19 protein-coding genes and 5 pseudogenes are annotated in these 19,566 nt (G+C 55.9%); 14 read left to right on the top strand and 10 right to left on the bottom strand.

Annotated features, from left to right (window positions below; translation table 11 throughout):
• Positions 1-58: 58 nt before the first annotated feature.
• A complete protein-coding gene (gene pseH / locus LT42_RS06075) occupies positions 59-613 on the top strand; it encodes a UDP-4-amino-4,6-dideoxy-N-acetyl-beta-L-altrosamine N-acetyltransferase (RefSeq protein WP_037010741.1) in 555 nt (184 codons plus the stop codon).
• 40 nt (positions 614-653) lie between these two features.
• Here the strand turns inward: pseH and LT42_RS06080 are convergent, their stop codons facing one another.
• Together LT42_RS06080 and LT42_RS06085 are read right to left on the bottom strand one after the other, a co-directional pair.
• Positions 654-875: a hypothetical protein gene (locus LT42_RS06080; RefSeq protein ID WP_276209494.1), complete on the bottom strand. Its 222-nt coding sequence runs from the start codon at positions 873-875 to the stop codon at positions 654-656.
• A gap of 146 nt (positions 876-1,021) precedes the next feature.
• Positions 1,022-1,249 carry a hypothetical protein gene (locus tag LT42_RS06085; RefSeq protein ID WP_037010745.1) on the bottom strand — a complete coding sequence of 76 codons (228 nt, stop codon included), beginning with the start codon at positions 1,247-1,249 and terminating at the stop codon, positions 1,022-1,024.
• Between the two features lie 331 nt (positions 1,250-1,580).
• Here LT42_RS06085 and LT42_RS06090 point away from each other — a divergent pair, with 331 nt between their 5' ends.
• The 5 genes and pseudogenes from LT42_RS06090 to LT42_RS06105 all read left to right on the top strand — a co-directional run bounded on the left by LT42_RS06090 (position 1,581) and on the right by LT42_RS06105 (position 6,882).
• Complete coding sequence (locus LT42_RS06090) at positions 1,581-3,206, top strand: methyl-accepting chemotaxis protein (RefSeq protein WP_037010746.1); 1,626 nt, start codon at positions 1,581-1,583, stop codon at positions 3,204-3,206.
• Positions 3,207-3,329: 123 nt separating this feature from the next.
• A pseudogene (locus LT42_RS26505) lies at positions 3,330-4,106 on the top strand (PAS domain-containing protein); the annotation flags it as partial.
• Between the two features lie 120 nt (positions 4,107-4,226).
• Positions 4,227-4,664, top strand: a pseudogene (locus tag LT42_RS26510) (methyl-accepting chemotaxis protein); the annotation flags it as partial.
• Positions 4,665-5,029: 365 nt separating this feature from the next.
• On the top strand, positions 5,030-6,331 hold the full coding sequence (locus LT42_RS06100) for an Nramp family divalent metal transporter (RefSeq protein WP_037010748.1): 1,302 nt from the start codon (positions 5,030-5,032) through the stop codon (positions 6,329-6,331).
• Positions 6,332-6,654: 323 nt separating this feature from the next.
• Positions 6,655-6,882, top strand: a complete 228-nt coding sequence (locus tag LT42_RS06105; RefSeq protein WP_037010750.1) for a hypothetical protein — start codon at positions 6,655-6,657, stop codon at positions 6,880-6,882.
• An 87-nt stretch (positions 6,883-6,969) separates the two neighbouring features.
• Here LT42_RS06105 and LT42_RS06110 read toward each other — a convergent pair whose 3' ends face one another.
• Positions 6,970-7,185 (bottom strand): hypothetical protein, encoded by a 216-nt coding sequence (locus tag LT42_RS06110; protein WP_152597599.1) that lies wholly within the window; start codon positions 7,183-7,185, stop codon positions 6,970-6,972.
• 230 nt (positions 7,186-7,415) lie between these two features.
• Here LT42_RS06110 and LT42_RS06115 point away from each other — a divergent pair, with 230 nt between their 5' ends.
• From LT42_RS06115 to LT42_RS24855, 6 genes are all read left to right on the top strand, one after another.
• The gene (locus LT42_RS06115) at positions 7,416-7,844 is read left to right on the top strand and encodes a hypothetical protein (protein ID WP_052075121.1); all 429 of its coding nucleotides are present in this window, start codon (positions 7,416-7,418) and stop codon (positions 7,842-7,844) included.
• Positions 7,845-8,056: 212 nt separating this feature from the next.
• Entirely contained in the window at positions 8,057-8,857 is an 801-nt protein-coding gene (locus tag LT42_RS24850; protein ID WP_052075122.1) for a hypothetical protein, read from the top strand.
• A 406-nt stretch (positions 8,858-9,263) separates the two neighbouring features.
• Positions 9,264-9,455 (top strand): hypothetical protein, encoded by a 192-nt coding sequence (locus LT42_RS06125; RefSeq protein ID WP_037010752.1) that lies wholly within the window; start codon positions 9,264-9,266, stop codon positions 9,453-9,455.
• A gap of 133 nt (positions 9,456-9,588) precedes the next feature.
• A complete protein-coding gene (locus LT42_RS25180; protein WP_081955327.1) occupies positions 9,589-9,783 on the top strand; it encodes a hypothetical protein in 195 nt (64 codons plus the stop codon).
• 181 nt (positions 9,784-9,964) lie between these two features.
• Positions 9,965-10,315, top strand: coding sequence for a hypothetical protein (locus LT42_RS06130; RefSeq protein ID WP_037010753.1), 351 nt, complete (start codon positions 9,965-9,967; stop codon positions 10,313-10,315).
• 424 nt (positions 10,316-10,739) lie between these two features.
• Positions 10,740-11,228, top strand: coding sequence for a DUF6530 family protein (locus LT42_RS24855; RefSeq protein WP_052075123.1), 489 nt, complete (start codon positions 10,740-10,742; stop codon positions 11,226-11,228).
• 46 nt (positions 11,229-11,274) lie between these two features.
• Here the strand turns inward: LT42_RS24855 and LT42_RS26165 are convergent.
• Positions 11,275-11,552: pseudogene (locus LT42_RS26165) on the bottom strand (hypothetical protein).
• A gap of 59 nt (positions 11,553-11,611) precedes the next feature.
• A pseudogene (locus LT42_RS26000) lies at positions 11,612-11,970 on the bottom strand (chemotaxis protein).
• Between the two features lie 128 nt (positions 11,971-12,098).
• Between LT42_RS26000 and LT42_RS06155 the strand changes: the two are divergent.
• A pseudogene (locus tag LT42_RS06155) lies at positions 12,099-12,835 on the top strand (tyrosine-type recombinase/integrase); the annotation flags it as partial.
• Between the two features lie 494 nt (positions 12,836-13,329).
• Here LT42_RS06155 and LT42_RS25185 read toward each other — a convergent pair.
• On the bottom strand, positions 13,330-14,016 hold the full coding sequence (locus LT42_RS25185; protein WP_081955328.1) for an FRG domain-containing protein: 687 nt from the start codon (positions 14,014-14,016) through the stop codon (positions 13,330-13,332).
• A gap of 743 nt (positions 14,017-14,759) precedes the next feature.
• Complete coding sequence (locus tag LT42_RS06160) at positions 14,760-15,074, bottom strand: hypothetical protein (RefSeq protein WP_052075124.1); 315 nt, start codon at positions 15,072-15,074, stop codon at positions 14,760-14,762.
• A 261-nt stretch (positions 15,075-15,335) separates the two neighbouring features.
• Here LT42_RS06160 and LT42_RS06165 point away from each other — a divergent pair, with 261 nt between their 5' ends.
• A complete protein-coding gene (locus tag LT42_RS06165; RefSeq protein ID WP_037010755.1) occupies positions 15,336-17,357 on the top strand; it encodes a hypothetical protein in 2,022 nt (673 codons plus the stop codon).
• 235 nt (positions 17,358-17,592) lie between these two features.
• Here the strand turns inward: LT42_RS06165 and LT42_RS06170 are convergent, their stop codons facing one another.
• The 3 genes from LT42_RS06170 to LT42_RS06180 form a co-directional block, all read right to left on the bottom strand.
• Positions 17,593-18,834, bottom strand: coding sequence for an SGNH/GDSL hydrolase family protein (locus LT42_RS06170; RefSeq protein WP_420806899.1), 1,242 nt, complete (start codon positions 18,832-18,834; stop codon positions 17,593-17,595).
• Between the two features lie 2 nt (positions 18,835-18,836).
• A complete protein-coding gene (locus LT42_RS06175; RefSeq protein WP_037013040.1) occupies positions 18,837-19,052 on the bottom strand; it encodes a hypothetical protein in 216 nt (71 codons plus the stop codon).
• Positions 19,053-19,126: 74 nt separating this feature from the next.
• Complete coding sequence (locus LT42_RS06180) at positions 19,127-19,552, bottom strand: cell wall hydrolase (RefSeq protein ID WP_037010757.1); 426 nt, start codon at positions 19,550-19,552, stop codon at positions 19,127-19,129.
• Between the last annotated feature and the right edge of the window lie 14 nt (positions 19,553-19,566).

Consider the following 19,566-nt stretch of genomic DNA (forward strand, 5'->3'; position numbering starts at 1 on the left):
TGGACGCGCTACCTGCCAGGGGCAATCGCTGCCCTCCCGTCCAGTCAAAGGGACCGTTATGCAATTCGTGCCAATCCTTGACCTGCCCGCCGACCGACAAGCCCGGATCCGGCATCTGCGCAACCAGCCGCAAGTGCGCAGCTTCATGTACACCGATCATGAGATCAGTGAAGCCGAGCACGCTAATTGGATTAAAAGCCTGAGCGGCAATACGCGCCAGCAGGTGTTCGTCATCTTGATAGACGACACGCCGGCGGGCGTGGTGTCCCTGAGCGCCATCAGCTCCATCCATCGTACGGCCGACTGGGCCTTTTACCTCGACACCGCGCTGCAGGGCAAAGGCCTGGGCAGTCAGGTGGAGTTCTGGATGCTGGATTACGCGTTTGGGTCTGCCGGGCTTGAAAAGCTCAACTGCGAGGTGCTGGAGATCAACCCGGCAGTGATCAAGCTGCACCAGAAGTTCGGCTTCTCGATTGAAGGTCTGCGCCGGGAGAATATTCTGCGCAACGGCAAGCGCATCGGCGTGGCGCTACTGGGGATCACTAAAAGCGAGTGGCAGGCACGTAGGCCGGGGCTTTTGCCTGTCGTGGAGCGGCTGGCGGGGCACCGCTAGCGAACGGCTCTGCAAGCGCGCAGCGATGAAGAGACGCGCCTCAAGCAATGTTCAGCAACCGCACGGCAGGACGTTCATCGGCCTTGCAGTAAAGATAGTCGCGCCATTTTCTGAAAGCGCTCTGCTGGCGGACGAATGCTTCTTCCCAGTGCGCCCCGCCAATATGCTCGACCGGAATAGACATCATCTGTTCGGTCGCCTGGTCCAGTTCGTTGATCAGGTCAAGTGCGTTGGGAATATCAAAGGTCTGGGGTCTCATCATGCATCCCTGTTTTTTTGGCTACAGAATTGAGTAGCCAACTCCTTGATAGTGCATACGTTCCGACGAGTGGCTCATCTGCTTAACACTTCAGTTCGCAAGGTGTAAAAAAACCCCACCAGAGGTGGGGTTCGCGGCGAACCGTATGATCAGCTGTTGCCCGGAGATGGCTCCTCAGCCTCATCGACAGGCGGGTTGTCCGGAATTTCCATCTCGTCCAGACCTTTGTTTCGGGCCGCGGTCTGCGCGTCCTCCGAAGCGCCGGCGTCTTCGCCGGAATCAGTGTCTTCGCTTACATCAGGATAGATCTCTTCTTCGCTGCCCGGCTCTGCGGGGCCTTGATAAGCATTCTCTGGCCCGTTGTCTTCGATACCCATTCTGACCTCCAGTACAAGGCGCAGGAAATCTGCGCTTAAAGGACAGAGCAGAACAAAGTGGAATAAGTGCCCGGCGGGGGATGAATGGCTGTCTACGCCTTTGCTCGGCGGGCTGCTTTCGCCCGCTTTTTCATGAGGATTTGCCAAGCCGAAAGCGGTCGCCAGATGAACAAATAGTTAATTGACTATGCCGAAGTGCGACAGCGTGCGGGGATGATGGCCTTTTGCTTTTTTGCCGTTCAACGCGCTCTAAAGGAATCGAAACTACAGCAGACAAGATGATGGCTGGAACGGACCCTCAGCACCCATAAACGGAGCTCTGGAGAACTCTATGCCGTTACAGAACCTGAAGATTTCCGCCAGAGCTCTGCTGTGCTTTGGCCTTATTACCGTCATCCTGCTGGGGCTGGGGGCGTTCGCCTACCTCCAGATCGGTGACATGCGAGCCACCGAGCAGACGCTGGAAACCGATGTAGTGCCCAGCATTCAAGTGATCGATGACATCCAGATTGCATTGCTGCATACCCGCCTGGAAAGTGTGAGGTTGCTGGCGGTGACGGGGTCAGAGGCAGAAAACCGAGTGACGGACAGCATCGCAAGGGAGATAAAAACCCTGCAAGAAAAGACCTCCTACTACCGGGAACATTTGGTCACCGACGAGCAGGACAAACAGCAATTCGAAACCGCCAACGCCCTGATGGACAAATACATCTCGGGTGTCAGGGACATCATTGCGCTTAACACGTCTGATCATGACGGCGCGTTAACCTACGCCAATACCACCCAGGCACAAACCGCTACCCACTATCAGGCAGAGCTGACCAAGCTGCGCGACCTCAACGCACAGAACGCTGTTAGCGCAGGCGTGCGTGCTGACGATGTTTACAACCACAGCGTCATTGTTTTGATTACCGTTGTACTGATCGCTGCAGGCCTGACAGTCGGCCTGGCATTTGCGCTCACCCGAAGCATCGTTAAACCGGTGGAAACCTCTCTGGTGTTCGCTCAACGGATTGCCACCGGAGACCTCTCGGCGGTGCTGGCGGTCTCGGGGCGAGACGAAATATCCGGCTTGATGACTGCGCTCAACGTGATGGCCGGGAATCTGCGCTCCACGATCATGGAAATATCAGGCGCTGCCGATCAGCTCAGCACTGCCTCCGTCGAGATGACGTCCATCACCGAAAACGCCGACCGTACCCTGCAAAAGCAAAACAGCGAAATCGAGCAGGCAGCCACAGCGGTCAATGAAATGAGTGCAGCGGTGGAGGAAGTTGCGCGAAATGCGAACTCCACGTCCGAGGCAGCAAAGTCGTCGAGTACTTCTGCTGAAGACGGCGATGGCAAGGTCATGAACACGGTCAAGGCCATGACCAACCTTGCTGATCTGGTGGACGATTCGGCGACTCAGGTGAAAGCACTCGCCAGTCAGGCTGAGGACATCACCAAGGTGCTGGGCGTCATCCGAGCCATCGCCGAGCAGACCAACCTTCTCGCTCTGAATGCGGCGATCGAGGCCGCACGGGCTGGCGAGCAGGGTCGAGGTTTTGCAGTGGTTGCGGACGAAGTCAGAGCGCTGGCGCACCGGACTCAGCAATCGACTCAAGAAATAGAGCATATGATCACCAAGGTTCAGTCAGGCTCAACGGCCGCCGTGGGTTCGATGGACCGCAGCCGGCAAGAGGTCCACAGCACACTGACCTCTGCAAAAGAAGCCGGCGATTCACTTCGCCTGATTACTCATGCCGTTCTGCAGATCAACGAAAGAAACATGCAGATTGCGACCGCTTCCGAGGAGCAGGCTCATGTGGCCCGTGATGTAGACAGAAACCTCATCAGCATCCGGGACCTGGCCATGCAAAGCACCGAGGGTGCGCGACAGACCCTCATCGCAAGCAATGAGCTGTCCAACCTGGCCGTCAGGCTCAATGACATGGTCGGTAAATTCCGCATCTAGCGCTGCGCAGAAAGCTGTGTATCAAAGCCCCCTGATCGGTCCTCTTGTACGTGATGACACAGCCGCATTAAAGACGATACGGGGGCATGCCGATATGTTTGGATAACCCAAGTGAGCCCCGTCATGTTCAACTCCAGATTGAAGTCGCACATCCTGTCTTTAGAACAACGTCTTGCGGCGTTAGAGCACGTAAAGGAAACGCTTGATCGTGAAACAGTTGCGGTCACCCTGGATCAGGAAGGCAGAATTCTGGAAGCGAATTCACTGTTTGAAACGGAGCTGGGCTATTCCAAAGCCGAACTGAGCGGACGTCTGCTGCGCGAGCTTAGCCCTGTCGAGCTGGCGGGTGACGTGCATCAGCGGCGTGCGCTGGAAGCCATTGCCAGTGGCAAGCACTTCAGCGGCACCCTGCGGCTGCGCAGCCGCAGTGATGTGCACGTGTGGTTGCGCGCCATGGTCATGCCATTTGCGGGTGAACACGGACGCGTGGAACGAATTGCGATTTACTCCAGCGTGCTGACCCGCACCATCGAAGCATCCCGCGAAAAGGAAGCGCTGGTGGGCGCCTTGATGCGCTCTACCGCCGTCATCGAATTTTCACTGGACGGTTTGGTCTTGGCGGCGAACGACAACTTCCTCAACGGCATGGGGTACAAACTGACCCAGATCCAGGGCAAACATCACAAGATGTTCTGCCCGGAAGATGAGACGCGCTCGGCGAAGTATGAACAGTTCTGGGAAACCCTCAGGCAGGGTTCGTTCGTGGCGGGCCGTTTCAAGCGCCTGGACAGCATGGGGCGCGAAGTCTGGCTGGAAGCGTCCTACAACCCGATACTGGATGCCAACGGCACGTTGTACAAGATCGTGAAGTTCGCCACGGTGATCACGGATCAGGTGAACCGCGAGCGGGCAGTCGTTGAGGCCGCAGACATTGCCCATGGCACGTCCATCCGCACCGAGGCCAGCGCAGCCCAGGGCCATGAGGTCGTCCAGAACACCGTGGCGGTATTGGATCGTTTGTCGGGCCTGATGGAAGATGCCGCGCAAGGCATCCAGGCGCTGGACGCGCAGAGCCAGATCATCGGCACCATCGTCAAAACCATCAGCAGCATCGCCGACCAGACCAATCTACTTGCCCTCAACGCGGCTATCGAAGCCGCGCGGGCGGGCGAACAGGGTCGAGGGTTCGCCGTGGTGGCGGATGAAGTTCGGCAACTGGCGTCTCGCACGTCAAAAGCCACTGTCGAGATTGTCGAGGTGGTCATGAGAAATCAGGGCCTGGCGTCCAGTTCGGTGAGCGTCATTGCGCAAAGCAAGGAGCAAGCCGCAGCGGCGCTCTCGTTGGCGAACGAGGCGGATGGGGTGATCACCGAGATTCGCCAAGGCGCCAACAGCATTGTCTCTGCAGTGGGAAAATTCACTGATCAGTCGATGGCGTCTGAGAACGACGCTCGTTGATTAAACCCCTGGACGGATGATCCTTCCGCTCCGCCCTCTTGTCTCATTCCAGCTCAAATGCCGCCCCTGGAGGGGCGGCCCTCCCCCGCAGCCGACGCCAAATGACGCCTTCATGCCTAAGGGTGAAAAGCCCAATGCAAGATCCACGTATTGACCGGGAACCTGTAGGAGCCGGCTTGCTGGCGAAAGCGTTGGGTCAGCTGCGTAGATATCGACTCCGCTCACGGGTTCGCCAGCAAGCCGGCTCCTACGGTCGTGTGTCGCGGCCAATGTCGTGGCAATTCGTTACAAATTAAGTCGTACGACGTCATATGTATTGTGATCGACTGTGCTCCTTCCTAAAAATATAACAATGGAGATTCCTGATGCCGAGCACTCCCTCCGCTGAAGCACAGGCTGCAACGTCCTCGCAAAGCCGCATCGTCAAGCTGTTCAAGCTTCTCGGTCCCGGAATCATCGCCGTCCTTGCCTGGCTGGGCGCGGGTGACTTGATTACCTCTTCCGTCGCAGGTGCGAACTACGGCTACGCCATGATGTGGGTGCTGGCCGTCTCGCTGCTGCTCCGCTACCTGATCGTCAACATCATTGCCCGCTTCCAGCTCTGCAATAACCAGGGCATGACCATCCTTCAGGGCTACGCCCAGTTGAACCCTTTTTTCGGCTGGTTCCTGCTGGTGTACGCCTTGCTGATGGGGCACCTGATGAATGCCTACATGATCAAGGGCGCCGGCGAAGCCCTGGCCATGCTGTTGAAGATTGATTACCCGCTGCTGTGCTCCGTGGCCGTCGTGCTGGCGGTATGGATGCTGGTAGGCCGTAATATCTATTCGTTGATCGAAGGCGTGATGAAGGCCCTGCTGGCTGTGATGACGCTGGCATTCCTGGCCCTCGCGGTGATGTCCGGTCCGGACGTGACAGGCATCATCAAGGGCACCATTGGTTTCAGCATTCCACCCGACGAAGGCGTCCACGGCGCTCTGCTGGTGGCGGTCTCGGTCATCGGCGCCGTGGCTGGCTCAGTCGCCAACTTCGTACATCCCTACGTCATGCGCCAGAAGGGCTGGGTCGGACCGGAGCACAAGCGCGTGCAGCGCAATGACCTGCTGTTCGCCGTGTTCGTCGGCATCATCATCAACCTGGCGATCTGGATCGTCGGCGCCGAGATCCTGCGACCCAACGGCATTGAAGTGAACACGCTGGCTGACTTGGGCAAAGCCCTGGAAATGTTCTTCGGTTCGATCGGCTGGTATGTGTTTTTCGTCGGCGTGTTCGCCACCCTGTTCGCCAGTATCGCGGGCAAGACCACTGCCTTCCCAATGCTGATCACCGACGCCTTCCAGCACGTCAGCCCCGGCCGCCGCGAACGTTACGGTAAAGAATTCCACCGCGACCCGATGCACAAGTGGTTCATGTTGTTCATCCTCGTCACCCCTCTGGTCTGGTCGCTGCCAGGCATGCCTGACTTTGTCACGCTGACCATCGGCGTCAACGCCCTGAATATCATCGGCCTGCCGGTGATTTCCCTGGGGTTGTTGATCATGTCCAATCAGAAGTCGTTGCTGGATAAGCAGTACCGCAACAACATCCTGGAGAACATCGCGCTGGTATTTGCGACCGGGCTTGCGCTGTGGGTCGCTTTCCAGCTGGGTGTGGATTTGTTTACCTGATTTGTGGCTGGTGCTCGGAGCGTTCGCGCTCCGGACATCTTCGACACGGCCAATCGGTCGCGACGACGAACGCTCACCACCGAGGCGGCGCCGTCGTGGCCTGCGACTCAGGCACTTCGGCTGCTTGCCTCTATCTGACGCTTCGCATCGGCTCCACGCTCGGGTCGTGCGAAGAAATCGGTGATGGAAAGGCCGGCGTGACCGCGAAAATTATCACCTCAAGTTTCCTGCAAGTTGCCGATATACATTAAACAGGATAGCGATTTAACACCCCCACCCCGTCAGGCCAGGACGCCTGCTTCAATAGCGTCTCTGGAGTCTTGATGTCAATTTTAAGCTTGAAAGATATGCGCTTGGATCTTGAACAGTCCGCTGCGTATTTTGAATCTCTGTCACAGATCTTCGACGGCCACGCCACGTACTTGAAAGCTCAAAGCACCGAGTGCGGAAACGAGGACCTTAAGCTTCTTGAAAGCCACGCTGGCAATCTTGCGAAGTCGATGACCTACATCAAATCCGCTGCGTTACGAATCGCCAAAGGCGCGAGATAACGGCGGGAGTGTCGGTTTGATAATCCTTTGAAGCGCGGCGCTGGCTGCCGCGGTTAGCATGTAAGCAGCGGCTTCGTCAGGGTCGCCTCAGCCTGCCATCGCCTTCGACCTGGTCTGGAAGACTGGATCTTTACGGATGAAACGAAGCCAGGTGCCAAAAGCCGCCTGTTGACGACGATGCGCGATCTGCCACTGCTCCCCCCCGAAAGACGCCTTGTCAATCGACATCAGCTCTGCTGTGGCCTGGTTGAGCTCATTCAGCAGGTACTCGCTGTTCTCCGAGTTTATATCTGCGACACGCATATTCTTGCTCATGGCGATGGGATAGCTAGGACCGCTGCATAGGCCCTTCATTGCAAATCGCCATGACGTCCTGACGAACGGTAGCCGCTTGACGTCAATCGAGAGCGAACCCTCGTATCTCGCGGGACGTAATCGTTCATACCGTGAAAGCGGCCCCTCATGGCGATGAACTTGAGTTAGGCCATGCAACATGATCGAATAGCTGCTGGCCTTTCGCCATGGAGGATTCAATGAAGCAGTACCGCGGGCTCATCCTTTTCATCGCAACAATGGTTTCACTCTTCGTGCTGGTCCAGGTCTGGCATCTCAAATCAGCTCCAGAGGAGCAAAAGCTGGAACGGGAACGCACGTTTCAGGCGATGGCGATCTTCATGAACGTAAACCCGCCGCAGATGCCGGACGACTCGGTCCGCCTTGGGCGTGTCACTTATGACGCTGGAGTGCTTCATATCCCCTACACACTGACGGAAGTGACCAAGAGCGAAATCGACGTTGCGGCGTTTAAAGCTGATAGAAAACCACCTTTGGTCACTGCCAGTTGTGATGAGAAGGGATTAGGGCAGTTTGTGAAGATGGGCCTGGTCGTTAACTACACTTTCAGCGATTCGAGTGACGCTTTGATAGACGACGTCAAGGTCGGAAAGTCCGACTGTGAATGATTTCTAGCTGTTGACGAGCCCGCTGCCGCTGCGGGCTCTTTATGCGTCTGAATCGTTGAAGCGCCTGGCTTATGGGGCTGGCGCCATCCACGGCAATCCAGGCTCCAGTGGGACATGATGCGGTAATGCTGCCTTGGCGCGCGTAGCCCTAACCCCATCATCCCGTGAGCAGTGACAGGGGTTCATGCAACTGTAATCAGGGAAGAAACCCTTTGAAGTTCCGTTTTTCAATTCTGCTTTTCAGCATCACTTTGTGCGTTGAGGCAGAGGCTGCACCAACCCCCGAAAACCAAGCTGTCTTTGAGCACGCGATGCTTTTAGGTAATTCCATACAGGAGCGGATTGGTCAGCTGATTGTAAAAGAACAGGAAGGCAAAATTGACAAGTTCACAATGAGCCAATCCATTCAGGAAGCAACGAAAGGTACAGAGGAGGTTGAGGCGGAACTGCGCAAAGCTAGCGCAGGAGGACATGGTGTTGCGACTTATGTATTGGCGAACATGCAGGACGGGCGTGCGGCAACATTTTTAGGTGACTCTAAGGAGAGGCATGCTGAGGCCTGCTCGACGTACCAGCACGCCCTGGATCAGGGCTTGATTGCCGCGGCGGTGATAGTGCTTCGCAACTGTGACGAAGCGTTTTTGCGATTCCAGTTGGATGATCCCGAGCTCCTGCGCAAGCATAGCCAGTTGGTCAACGCTTTAGAGCAGCCAGATTTGTATTCTGACTATTATCCGCTGCCAGCGAGAGGCTCGTACTGTTTCCAGGATTTAGGGGTGCCTCAAGTCAATCCAAAACAGCCGTTGGCTACCGTGAGAGACGCCTTGCAACCCGTTTCATTGAGCCTTGAACAGTTCCGCGGCGACGGTTATTACTTGTTAGCACTTCAGGGCGATATCGCGAGCCCCAAGGTTCGGGCCTTTTTCAAGCAGGTCCAGATGCTAGCACCCGATTGTCTAGATCCCTTCAATCTCCAGGCGCTGTCAAAAGATATGGAAAGTAAAAGCCCCTGACGTTCGCCGTCTTCTGAGTGTGGCTGATTGCAGCGGAGCGTTCCGGTCGTCTTCCCGGCGCCTCGGTATGGAGGAAAACAGGGGCGCACGCAGCCGAACCTCTGGCGGGAGAAAACTTTGCTCCGCTCACTCGAGACACTCCCATCAGCGTGCACGATTTGAAGGCCACGTTTGGCGTGCCGCTTGTGCGGGTCTCAGTGAGGAAGCCCGGAAAGCAATGCTCGGGCAGATGAGCGGCAGCGTCAACTCCACCACTTAAAGCCTGGCTTTGAAGCTGATAGAAACTGCAAGCATGGTCGGCGATCGATCTACCTAGACTGGCCCTAACAATATTCAAGGCGACACCGGCATGAGATCCGAGACGTCCTTGACGATATTTCTAAGCTGTTGATTTCAGGAGCGCAGCATGAACCTGGCCATCGTCAACTCGCTGATCGAAGAGCAGATCGAAGAAGTCAAGTCCGGGGGCAAGATGCGAGACATCGCGCTTCGCCTGGCACGCTGCCAAGGCTTTGCCAGAGACCAGGCGCGTTACGACTGGGTTGCACTGGGCTTCTGGCTTCTGGCTTCTGGCTTCTGCGCTATCAAGCCCCACTAACCTCGACTACTCCAGAGCTTGATGCTTAAACAAATCATTTATCTGGCCGATAGCAACGCTATACCCCACAAGAATTCATTCACTGTTGCGAGAGGCTGAAAAGAGCTATAGCTCGCCGGCCGAGGATATCGACATGAGCAATGCCCAACGTAATTCCTCGCCGGCCCAGCAACTCGATCGCCCCGAACGTCCCCACCCGATTTTTGGGTTTGGCCTGCCCTTCAATGAAGTGATCGGGAAGCCCCGTGATATGCGTGTGTGCGATCTTCCCCTACCGCTTGCTGCCACCATGCTAGGTCGAAGCATCGAAGTGCGAATTCGTCCCTAGTCACCGCCTGCGCCCACTCCCACACATTAGGTGCAGGCTCAAAGCCTCGGCACTAAGTCATTAAGGTCTGAAAGCGGCAAGGGAGCGAGTGGAGGATGCGGCCTAGTCATTAATTTCCCTCGGGGGACACAGACCACTTGTTGATACTATTGGCAACGAGCAGGTAGCCAAGAGACAGGTCATGAACTCCGCATACGCGACTAACGTTTTGATCATCAGCTGTCTGGCAGTCCCAACAGTACTCATGGCTTACAAAGCCCTCGCTGCGGGCCGCGAGCTAAAGATCCGCAACAAGCGAGTGATTGAGGAAGCTTTTATCGCCGCAATTGGTCTCCATGACATGAGCCAGGCGGTCATACTCAAGGACGATGTAAACCTAGGCAGGAAAGGCAGAAAAGACGCGCCATTCGAGGTCTATCGAGTAGTCCACGCTCCGCCAACTAGCTGGTTCGCCTACACCCATGTGCAAGGAGCTGATCCGGTGCTGACTCCAATCTCGGAGCAACGTGCGCTGATTGCCGTGAATAGCTAAACCTTGAATTGGTGCCGCAAATCAAGGCGACCCGGCCCGGCAGGCACGTTCTGTCGCCTCCCATTCGGATTGCTTGGTTGTCATATCTGCCCATTGTAATGACGGGTTGTTGTCGGTATTGGTATGGATCCAATTAGCGAAGGCAACACAACATGTCCAACGTCGCAGACTCAGTAATCAAATCGGGGCACGCCTCCGTTCAAAGCAATCCGAGCGCGGCAAGATCTGCCGCCGTGGCAGCAGCGCTCGAGATGATCTCTGTCGCAGTGGCAACTAGCACCGATGCAAACTTCTTGTCTGCAGAGCTCAAGAAACTCTCTGAATATGCGACCTGATCCAGGCTGCTATTGCCAAGAGGTGATATCCCGTGCCGCACTAACCCTGCGGCACATCCAATCCCAGCAACACGCAAAGGACCCGCAGCATGCCCATCGAAGAGTTTGGTGGCAAATCACTCTACGCATTAAAACCAGCGCTGGCTGACAATCTAAGTCACAGACCCGTTTATGCGATGCCCTATCAGGGGTTCGACGGCATGTACCGAAAGAAAACGGACGTTCGCTATTTATCCGTTGGCCTTTCCCAATGGGGACATGAGGACCTGTCTCTCAAGATCATGCGCTACACCAAGCAATGGTCTCCGCAGTCCGAAGAAATACCCCTTCATCGCGTGATTGACTCGACTGTGTTCTTGGCAAAGGTTTTACTAGACCGGGAGCGTTCGAGCATAGAAATAGAACGGAACCTTTTCGATGATCAGCCCGAAGGGTTTTTAGTCAAACAGGAGCCATTGAACGCGAGCGAGATTCAGAAATTTGACGTGTTCTTGGACAATCACAGTGACGATTTGAAACTTCGGTTAAACAAACTTCACCAGCTCCTTACATCCCTGAAAACGCAGGGCAAGCTTTGACGTAAGTCTCGCGCCACGAAACGGGAGCATCTCATTTCGTGGCGCGCTACTGGCTGGCCCTTTCGGGGGCTTCGTCTGCCTTGTCTGCTGCTTTACTGGCAACTCCTGCGGGTTGGGTCGCGTTACTCGCTGCAGCCTCCACCTTCTCTGCCGCTTTACCTGGCTTGTCCGCGAGCGTATTCAGGCGAAGGTCACACTGCCCCATCGCTTCGTCGTATGCGCAACGTACCTCGGCGACTTGTTTAGTGTAGTTGCTGGGGAGCGCCCATTGAGCCGCCCGGAAGCCCAGGACTGAGCCGCCAGCTATCAGCAGGACGGGATCAGCCAAACCTGTGCGTGCCTTCACCATTGGCGAGCCACGAACTCCAGTGCGATTCAGTGCATCAGGTGGCGCCTCCGATCTGGGCCCGTAGCCGAGCGTTCTCTGCGCTTGAGCTGGTTACCTTGTCAGTGAGCTGCGCGACCTGACTGGTGAGGGCTTCTACCTTCCCCATCATCCGAACTAATGCCGCGGCGAGTTCGTTGCGTTCTTTGGCGAGTTGATCTGCCCGTGCTTCGTCGGCATTGGCCCCTGTCCACTCAGTGTCGAGCAACTCGTAAGCCGGCGTACTGTGCCGATGTCGGCGTTGTCTATTGCATGTTCTGTTGCTTCCTTGGCGAGGAAACACTTCAGCCATAAGAAGCCACCCAGCAAAACGGTTCCTGTACCGCCCAGCTGGGTACCCCTTCCCCATCTATCCACATGCCTGCCGGTGTACGGCAGGCGGGAATTCGTATGCCCGAAATAAAGTGCGACTACGGCCACGCTACTCATGTCAGCATGCCGCAGTGGATTGATCTGTCCAGTCCAAGCTTCATCCTGCCGAGGGCAAGCCGGTCACCAACCGAACGGTAAATATCGCGCTGCAGCGAGTGATCAGGGTTCTAAACCCGTGCGCGCGCAAGTGGCGGGATGAGGAGCGCCGGCCCTGGTTGGACGTTGTGCCGATGATCAGCCTGCTCGACGAAAAGACAGCAAGTCGGAAGCCTTGCCCGCTTTCGTGGGAAGAGCAATCGATGCTGTTTGCCGAACTGCCGGCTCACCTGCAGACGATGGCCCTGTTTAAAGTGTGAACACGGGCTGCCGAGAGCAGGAAGTTTGCAAATTGCAGTCGGATTGGGAGATTGCGGTACCGGAGCTGGAGACCAGTGTGTTTCTGATCCCTGCGGGGTTTGGCGGCCGAAGCGCGAAGGCCATCAGCAACGCGGCAACCACGACACGTTCGTGTTTCCGATCGGCAAGCCTGATCAAGAAGGGAAAGAGACGACGGCTCACCGCATGAATGACTCGGCTTGGAAGAAGGCGCGGGTCACAGCGGCGACCAAATGGGGGGAGAACTTTCTGCGAAAGGCCCATGACGGGTTTTTGCGAGTTCGCATCCACAACCTCAAGCATACCTTTGGCAGAAGGTTGCGAGCGGCCGGGGTGACAGAAGATGATCGCAAAGCGTTGCTCGGACACAGTAACCAGTCACTACTCGGCAGCGGAACTGGATCAACTGAATGCAGCTGCAAATAAGGTATCAGCAACCGACTCGCGCGCGCCAGCGCTCACCATACTGAGAAAAAGCACGCATGGGCAAAAAGACCGGGGTCACCCGGGGTCACTCGGAAAGTCACTGAGGCAGAAACGACAAAGCCGCACAAAGGCGGCTCAGTCAGTGAAATATATGGTCGGGACGGAGTGATTCGAACACTCGACCCCTAGCACCCCATGCTGGGGGCTGTAGGACCGCAAGCCATTGAAATGTAATGAGAAATGCACCTAATCAGCGCCGCAAAATACGGCCCTTTTTGTGATTTCGCAAACGAAAACACGCGGCCTCCAGAGGAGGTTTTGCGCACGTCTCCGGCGTTCTGCCGACCTATTAAACCAACCTCACGATCAAGGCACCGGTTTTCAAGACCGTTATGGAAAAACCAGCGGGCCGCCCCTTTGGAGGCGATTGGCGTTCCCATACTTCTTCAAAACGACTGGGCTACAGGCCGCATTCCACGCCGGGGGCTCGTTGAGTTTCGGAACAGATTTCGCCCACTCGCAGGTGCCACTGAAATTTGAATATCAATACTTATCGATACTAAGATGCATATTGCAAAAGTCAGATGCTCCAGGCAGATCTGGAAACAACGTGGAGTGACTAATATTCATACGATTGAGATACCGCAAACACTCTTTTGAGTCCAGGTTCGGTATGGTAACCTTGATGATACAAAGTTCCTTTGAGGTTTTATCTGTGTTTTTGCGAACCCAATCTTCTAGATTCACATTATTTGGACCCCTTGTAAATAATCCCCGCTGACTCACAAGTCTTTTGTTTTCATCACTCAGCGGTCTCACAACTTTCACAGTTTGTCTCCTTCCGTTGACTAACGGGGAGCCTACTTCATTATTGACTCGTTCGTTTATTTTCTTTATTGAAGTTTGGTGTATTGCATACACACTATAACCACCGGAAGAAAGCTCGCTAGCAGCACTTGCAGCAAAGAAAAGAGCTACAAAAGGCGACTCTGTCCAGTCCAACAATGGAGTCGCTAGACCATGGTGCTGCCCTAACGCCCACCAATCATTATCATCTTCCATCTTTACGGGAGAAGAGCCTCGGCGCCCTCTCGTTTCAAACTTGAATCGCTCAAGGTGAGACGCCCTCTTGGATGAAGTCGGGGTTTTTATAATCCTATCGAGTGTGGGTTCCAGCTTCCAGCTACTGTCAGCGTGCCCACGATATACGTAGCTCGTGTAGTTGAGCATTTCTTGGCTGACGAAATCAGAAAAATACTTCCAAGAACTTAGCACATACTCCCCAACGCCGCTTTCATACTTAGCGATTTTCCACCTTGAAGTCCTAGCCAATTTCCACCCATGATTAGCAAAATCAAAATTTGTCAGCTCCTTGAAATACGGAGCGCCTGACCTAATAAAGCGTGTTTATATACTAATGCGAGACCCTGGGGAAGGCCTTCACACCGCTCTCCTTCCCACGCTGTCCATCGTCGAAATTTCCTAGGGGTGGGAAAGGCAACAGTTGGCGGGGCGGCGGCGTCCAACTGCGGCAGCTGCTGGGTCGAATACAGTCCTACCCATGGGCCGCCAGCTATGCCTACACGCCTCCAGAGCCATTGCGCAGCCCTCTCTCGCATCAAGGCATGGGACTCGGTATAAGAATCGGTTAATCACTTCTGAATCAATGCTTTACCCCTAAAAAAGCCCTGCAAAAACACCCTTCTTTTCGACACTTCTAAACTCAATAAACACTGGTCCAAACGGTTGCGTTTTGGGGGAGATTTTCTCCTGCGCTGGGCGTCGCTTCGTACACACTCCAGTGATGCAGCAGTAGCGTGAAAATCGATGCGCGGGCAAGCAGCTGAAGGGCCTGCGCATTTAATCTGTCTAAAAAGAAACGTTCTGATAGCCAAGCTTAGGGCCAATAGATTCAAGGTAGGCCGGCGTAGTATTAGACACTTCAGCAACCCTCCCCGGCGTCCTGCCGACGATCACCCAGCCCTCACCATCTTCTTCCCGTCGAAATACTGCGTCCCCGCCTGAAGGCCGAATTCAGGACTGTCGAACATGCCCAGGCGGAAACCTTCCTCTAGCTCCAGCAGACCCCACTCGCGCGCGGCCTCTGTTATCTCCAGCATGTCTGACAGCTCATCCGCATCGACCTGATAGCGCTGATACGCAAGCATTGCCAATTCGCGGAGCTTCACCCGCTGGCCGTCAGGGTCGGTGACAAGGTCTTGCCTTTCCTCAACCATGCGCTTCCATTCGACCAGCGGGTCGGCAACGTTCTTTGTGAGTGGGATCATGGGAATATCTGAATGCTGGACATACGTACAGTTAACAGAAGCGGCGATGCTGGCGTCAATTGCTACCGACCCGAGGACTGACTCGTCCAGCTTATTACGACGCCCAAGTTCCCGGCGTTCTGCCGAGGTTCAATGCCGAGATTAGGGATTTAGGAATGTTAGATGCTAGGTGAGGTTTTCCGCCTCGATGGCGTTCCCAATGCTGCTTGTGATTGAATTAACCCCTTTCCTCACCAGCTCCCTATCAGGCCGATCTCAACAATGATCAATGATGCTGCCTCGCAGCCAAGACATGACGTTATTCGCACTAAGGCGCTCGGGCTTATCTTCTTCATCGCATGTCTGGTGCTTGCGGCCTTGGCACTGAGCTATCTTTTCCAGTATTGGCACATAGGGATGAATGCCGAAATACCCGTGTTTGCGGAAGTGCGTGTCCCAGCACCCTCTCAGCTAAACCCCGAGCCCATTGAGAGATCAGTGTTCATCCTCCTAGCCGCGCTTGCCCCCATCGGCTTGGTCATCGCTGGGAAGCTGTTCCGGGGATTTGACCCAGGCTTTTGGGGCTACATCCTACTGTCCACGGCCGCTTGCATTCTACTAGTAGCACCTTTTGTCACTTCTGATTTCGCAGGAGTGATGTTTTTCCCTACCAGCTTGATAAGCGCCAACAGGCTGATCATGCTGGTACTAGCAGCGCTGCTTTCAGCCGCGGCGGTGTTAATTAGCTTCAAAGGCATTGCAGGCCGCCGTTCGTACATGGGTTGGACCATCGGGACAGCCGTCGCCGCTGCGATAGTATTTCAGGTGGCTCCTTACCGGCTCGCGTCAGACCGAATGGTAACGCTCGCAAGCCAATGGTCGGTCAGCTACGACGCTGCCACCTATGCGCTCACCCAGGTCGTCGGAGGAAAGACTCTTCTGCACGACCTGCCTTCCCAATACGGTCTATTTCCGGAGCTAATTGCGCCGATCTTCAAATTGATAGACATCAGCGTTCTTACGGTCAGCACCTTGTTCATTGTCCTTCAGCTGATCGCGCTTTCGTGCCTTGCTGCCGTCCTGCATATTCATGTTCGCAATCCCCTACTTCGGGCCATGACGTTCTTGTGCCTTTTGATATCGACAGGGTTGTTTCTGTACCTGAACGACATCAAGCAAGAGATCTATGTGCAGTACTACCCGATTCGCTTCATCTGCCCTTCAGTGGCGTTGTTCCTTTTCGCCAGATATTGCTTGGAGTCAACGCGTACAAGGCTGACGGTGCTGGGCATCGCATCAGGCGTCGCCGTGTTCTGGAATTTTGATTCCGGCATTCCGGTGCTGGTATCGATCGGGGCCACGCTATTGGTGAAGCCGTTTTTTATCCAGCCGTTGAGGTGGAGGGTACTCGGGCCAGCGTTCGCATTCTCGATTTTTGCAGCCCTTACCTTTGGGCTATTGATGGCAATCCTGAGACTCAAGGCGGGCGGCCCACTCGGAATTCAGGAAGCCGCCTCGGCGCAGAAGCTGTTTTACGGGTCGGGGTTCATGATGCTGCCAATGCCGCTCACGTTCCATCCTTGGCAACTCGTTTTGGTGGCGTATGCTGCGGCGGCAGTCGCAGCTGTATCTGCATGGCGTCGACACGTTAATAACCACGTTTATGATGTGTTGTTTTGTGCGGGGATAATGGGCCTTGGGCTGTTTACTTATTATCAGGGCAGATCTCATATTTATTGCCTGATGATGGTGCTGTGGCCTGCGCTTATCGTTGGCGCCATCCTGACCGACCTGATACTCCGTTCGATGCGCAAACGCTCAACATCCTTTGTTTCAGGCCTACTGGCGCTGCCGTTCGTGTTCTTCGTGAGCCTTGGCACCGTAACGCTGGCATTCTCAGCGCGAGACCTGGTCCTGGCCGGTGTGGGTAATGTCGTGAACTACGATAAAGATAGAGATCCTGTAATCGCAAGCGAGCTAGCGTTCCTTCGTGCAACGTCAAAGGGCCGCGACTGCCTGATACTGGCCCAGCGCCAAGCGATCTATCACGCGGAATTGAAAACAGCGTCGCCTTTAACTGGGCCAGGTCTGATCGAAACCCTCCTGCAGAGTGACCTTGATGGGCTCATGGCTGGTGCCCTCAGCAAACCGTTGGAGTGCATCTATCTTGGCGTCGGTTCATATTCGCAGACATTACTGAAGCTGGATGACGACAAACTCATCTCGAAGTATCCAGTGAGCGCTCAAAATGATCTCGGCACCCTTCTGCTGTTGGAACCCCCCACATCAGTGCCCGCTCAGTAGAGAGTCGTATGCATGCTCGTACGCTATTGCCGCTATTGTGGTTGCGTCATAGGCTTTTGCCCGCCCTCACGCTCGGTTGGCAGCGCGCCGTAACAGTTCACTAAACGTCAATGCTGCAAAGATGGCTGACATACCCTATGTGGCAACGCCAGACTGGCATCCATGCAGCATCTTTGAAGAATATTTGACGGCCCATGGTCAGCGGCGATCCGACTGCCTCTGACCAGAGGCGCGTTTACACCTTCCGGATTCCGAACTGCGCCACCTTCACTCTGGAGTCCTGAGCTACGCCGGCAGCCAGGTACAGCCCCATGCGCGATGTGACGACTGTCTCGGTGACATCGCCTGTATACCGCTGGGTCTCAAGGGCACCCCTCCAGCTCGCCGGAAACGTGAACGGTTCCTGGTATTTGTCCATCGAGCGGTAATAGATGGTGGTGGAAGTGCTGGACACCGGCTTGGTAATAATCAGCTCCGCCTCCCAGCCGAGGATCCCACGGCTGTTGCCTACAATCTCCGGCGCCGAAACCATCTCGATCACATCCCCTGCCAGCACATTCGACAGCGTAACGTTCGCAGCTGGCTGCACATAGATGTAGCCGCCGGCGGCCGCCATTGCACCGGCCAGCTCTATGCACTGTGCCTCCCCATATGCGGCCGGCTCCTTGTACCACCGAGTAGTGATTCCGTTCAGGCCTGAGCCGGAGGCTTTGTAGTTGTCCGCCAGCACCGATCCGCCCACCGGATTGACCGATGCGTTGATCACACCGGTCGAGCCCGTCATCAACGGGTTGGCGTTCAGACAGCCGAACGGGCGAATCGCCGAGTAGAGGTCGGCGGCGTCCGTCGGCAGTGGCACGCCGAAGAACTCGAAGTTGGCATTGATGATCGGCACGCACTTGGACTGGATGAAATCTGCGCCGATCAGATTCGGGTGCAAGTCATCAACGGTCATCGCCTGGGTGAAGCCATCCCAGATATTCACGACCGGCACGAACTGTATGACGTAGGTCAGCACCCAGTCCTTGTAAGCAATCGCGTCCGCCAGCGCCTGGCCGGTCAAAGCCTTCGCGCCGAAACGCGGCGTGCCAGTGCCGACGATCAGGTACTTCCCGGGCGTGTTCTGGAACGCTGTGATGGCCTTCATCACGTTGGCCTTGCTGTCGGCGAGCGTCATGCCGGGAGTCGTGCTGTCGTTCGTCCGCGACAGCAGCATCCACAAATCGGCTGTCGCTGAAGTCAGGCAGGACGGCAGCCGCGGCATGAACTGTCCAGAGTGGTCGCCCACCTTGCCCTGATTGTCCAGATAGCTGGGAAACAGACCTGTCTTCGCGGCAATCGCGCCCGCGTAACCGTAGGCCTCTGTGCCGTATGCCTTCGGATCAATCGTGTGGCAGTTCGCGCTGAAGCTGTCGCCCAGCAGGCCCAGCCCACGCCGAATGCGTCTTTTGGTGGAAGGGGCACCCCCAATTACCAAGGTCACTTAGCCACCTCATAAGCCGCGCCGCCTTTAGGCGTGAAGCGTGTGGGCGAGTTGCCCAGATCCAGACGCCAAGCGCCATCAGTGGCAAATGTGTCTGCGGTAACCCAGTCAGTGCCCACAGCTTTTTCCACAAGCACGCTTCCGCCATTTGCTTTCACAGACAGCGTGTGCGGTCCGTAGCTGTACTTCATCACAAATTGATCTGTACGCACTGCGCCTCCGGGGCCTTCATAGATGGGTGGGTGGTTGGGGCTGGGTGCGCCCGGCGCCAGCACCAGCCGAATGCTTAGGGCACGTCCTTAAAAAAGACATGGTTGCCGAGCCTCAGGGTGCGCTTCGCCTTGGCCGCCCAATCAGGCGCCTTTGGCATGGTGGTCGCGTAGTAGTGAGTCGCCCCGCCCGTAGGGTCCGGCACCTTGCCGTCAATCACCTGGTCAGCAGCAATCTGGCACTGCGCCAGATCCCGGAATGGGATCTGGCGCGCGCCGCTCAGAAACTGATAGTTCGGGTCGCTCCGATTCCAGCAGCTGAACTGGTATGGCTTCTGGCAGACGCCGGCGTAACCTTCACCCCACCATGACTTGTCCTTGCCGTCTTCAACCCGGTTGCGGATTGCCCAGGCCACGGCCACCATCCCGGCAAGACCTTCTCCACGAGCTTCGCCCCACAGCGTGCGCGCGAGCACATCGCGATCTTTATCAGTCACGGTCATCACTTTTCTCCGGG

This window comes from Pseudomonas lutea (assembly GCF_000759445.1).
In the GTDB taxonomy this organism is placed as follows: Bacteria; Pseudomonadota; Gammaproteobacteria; order Pseudomonadales; family Pseudomonadaceae; genus Aquipseudomonas; species Aquipseudomonas lutea.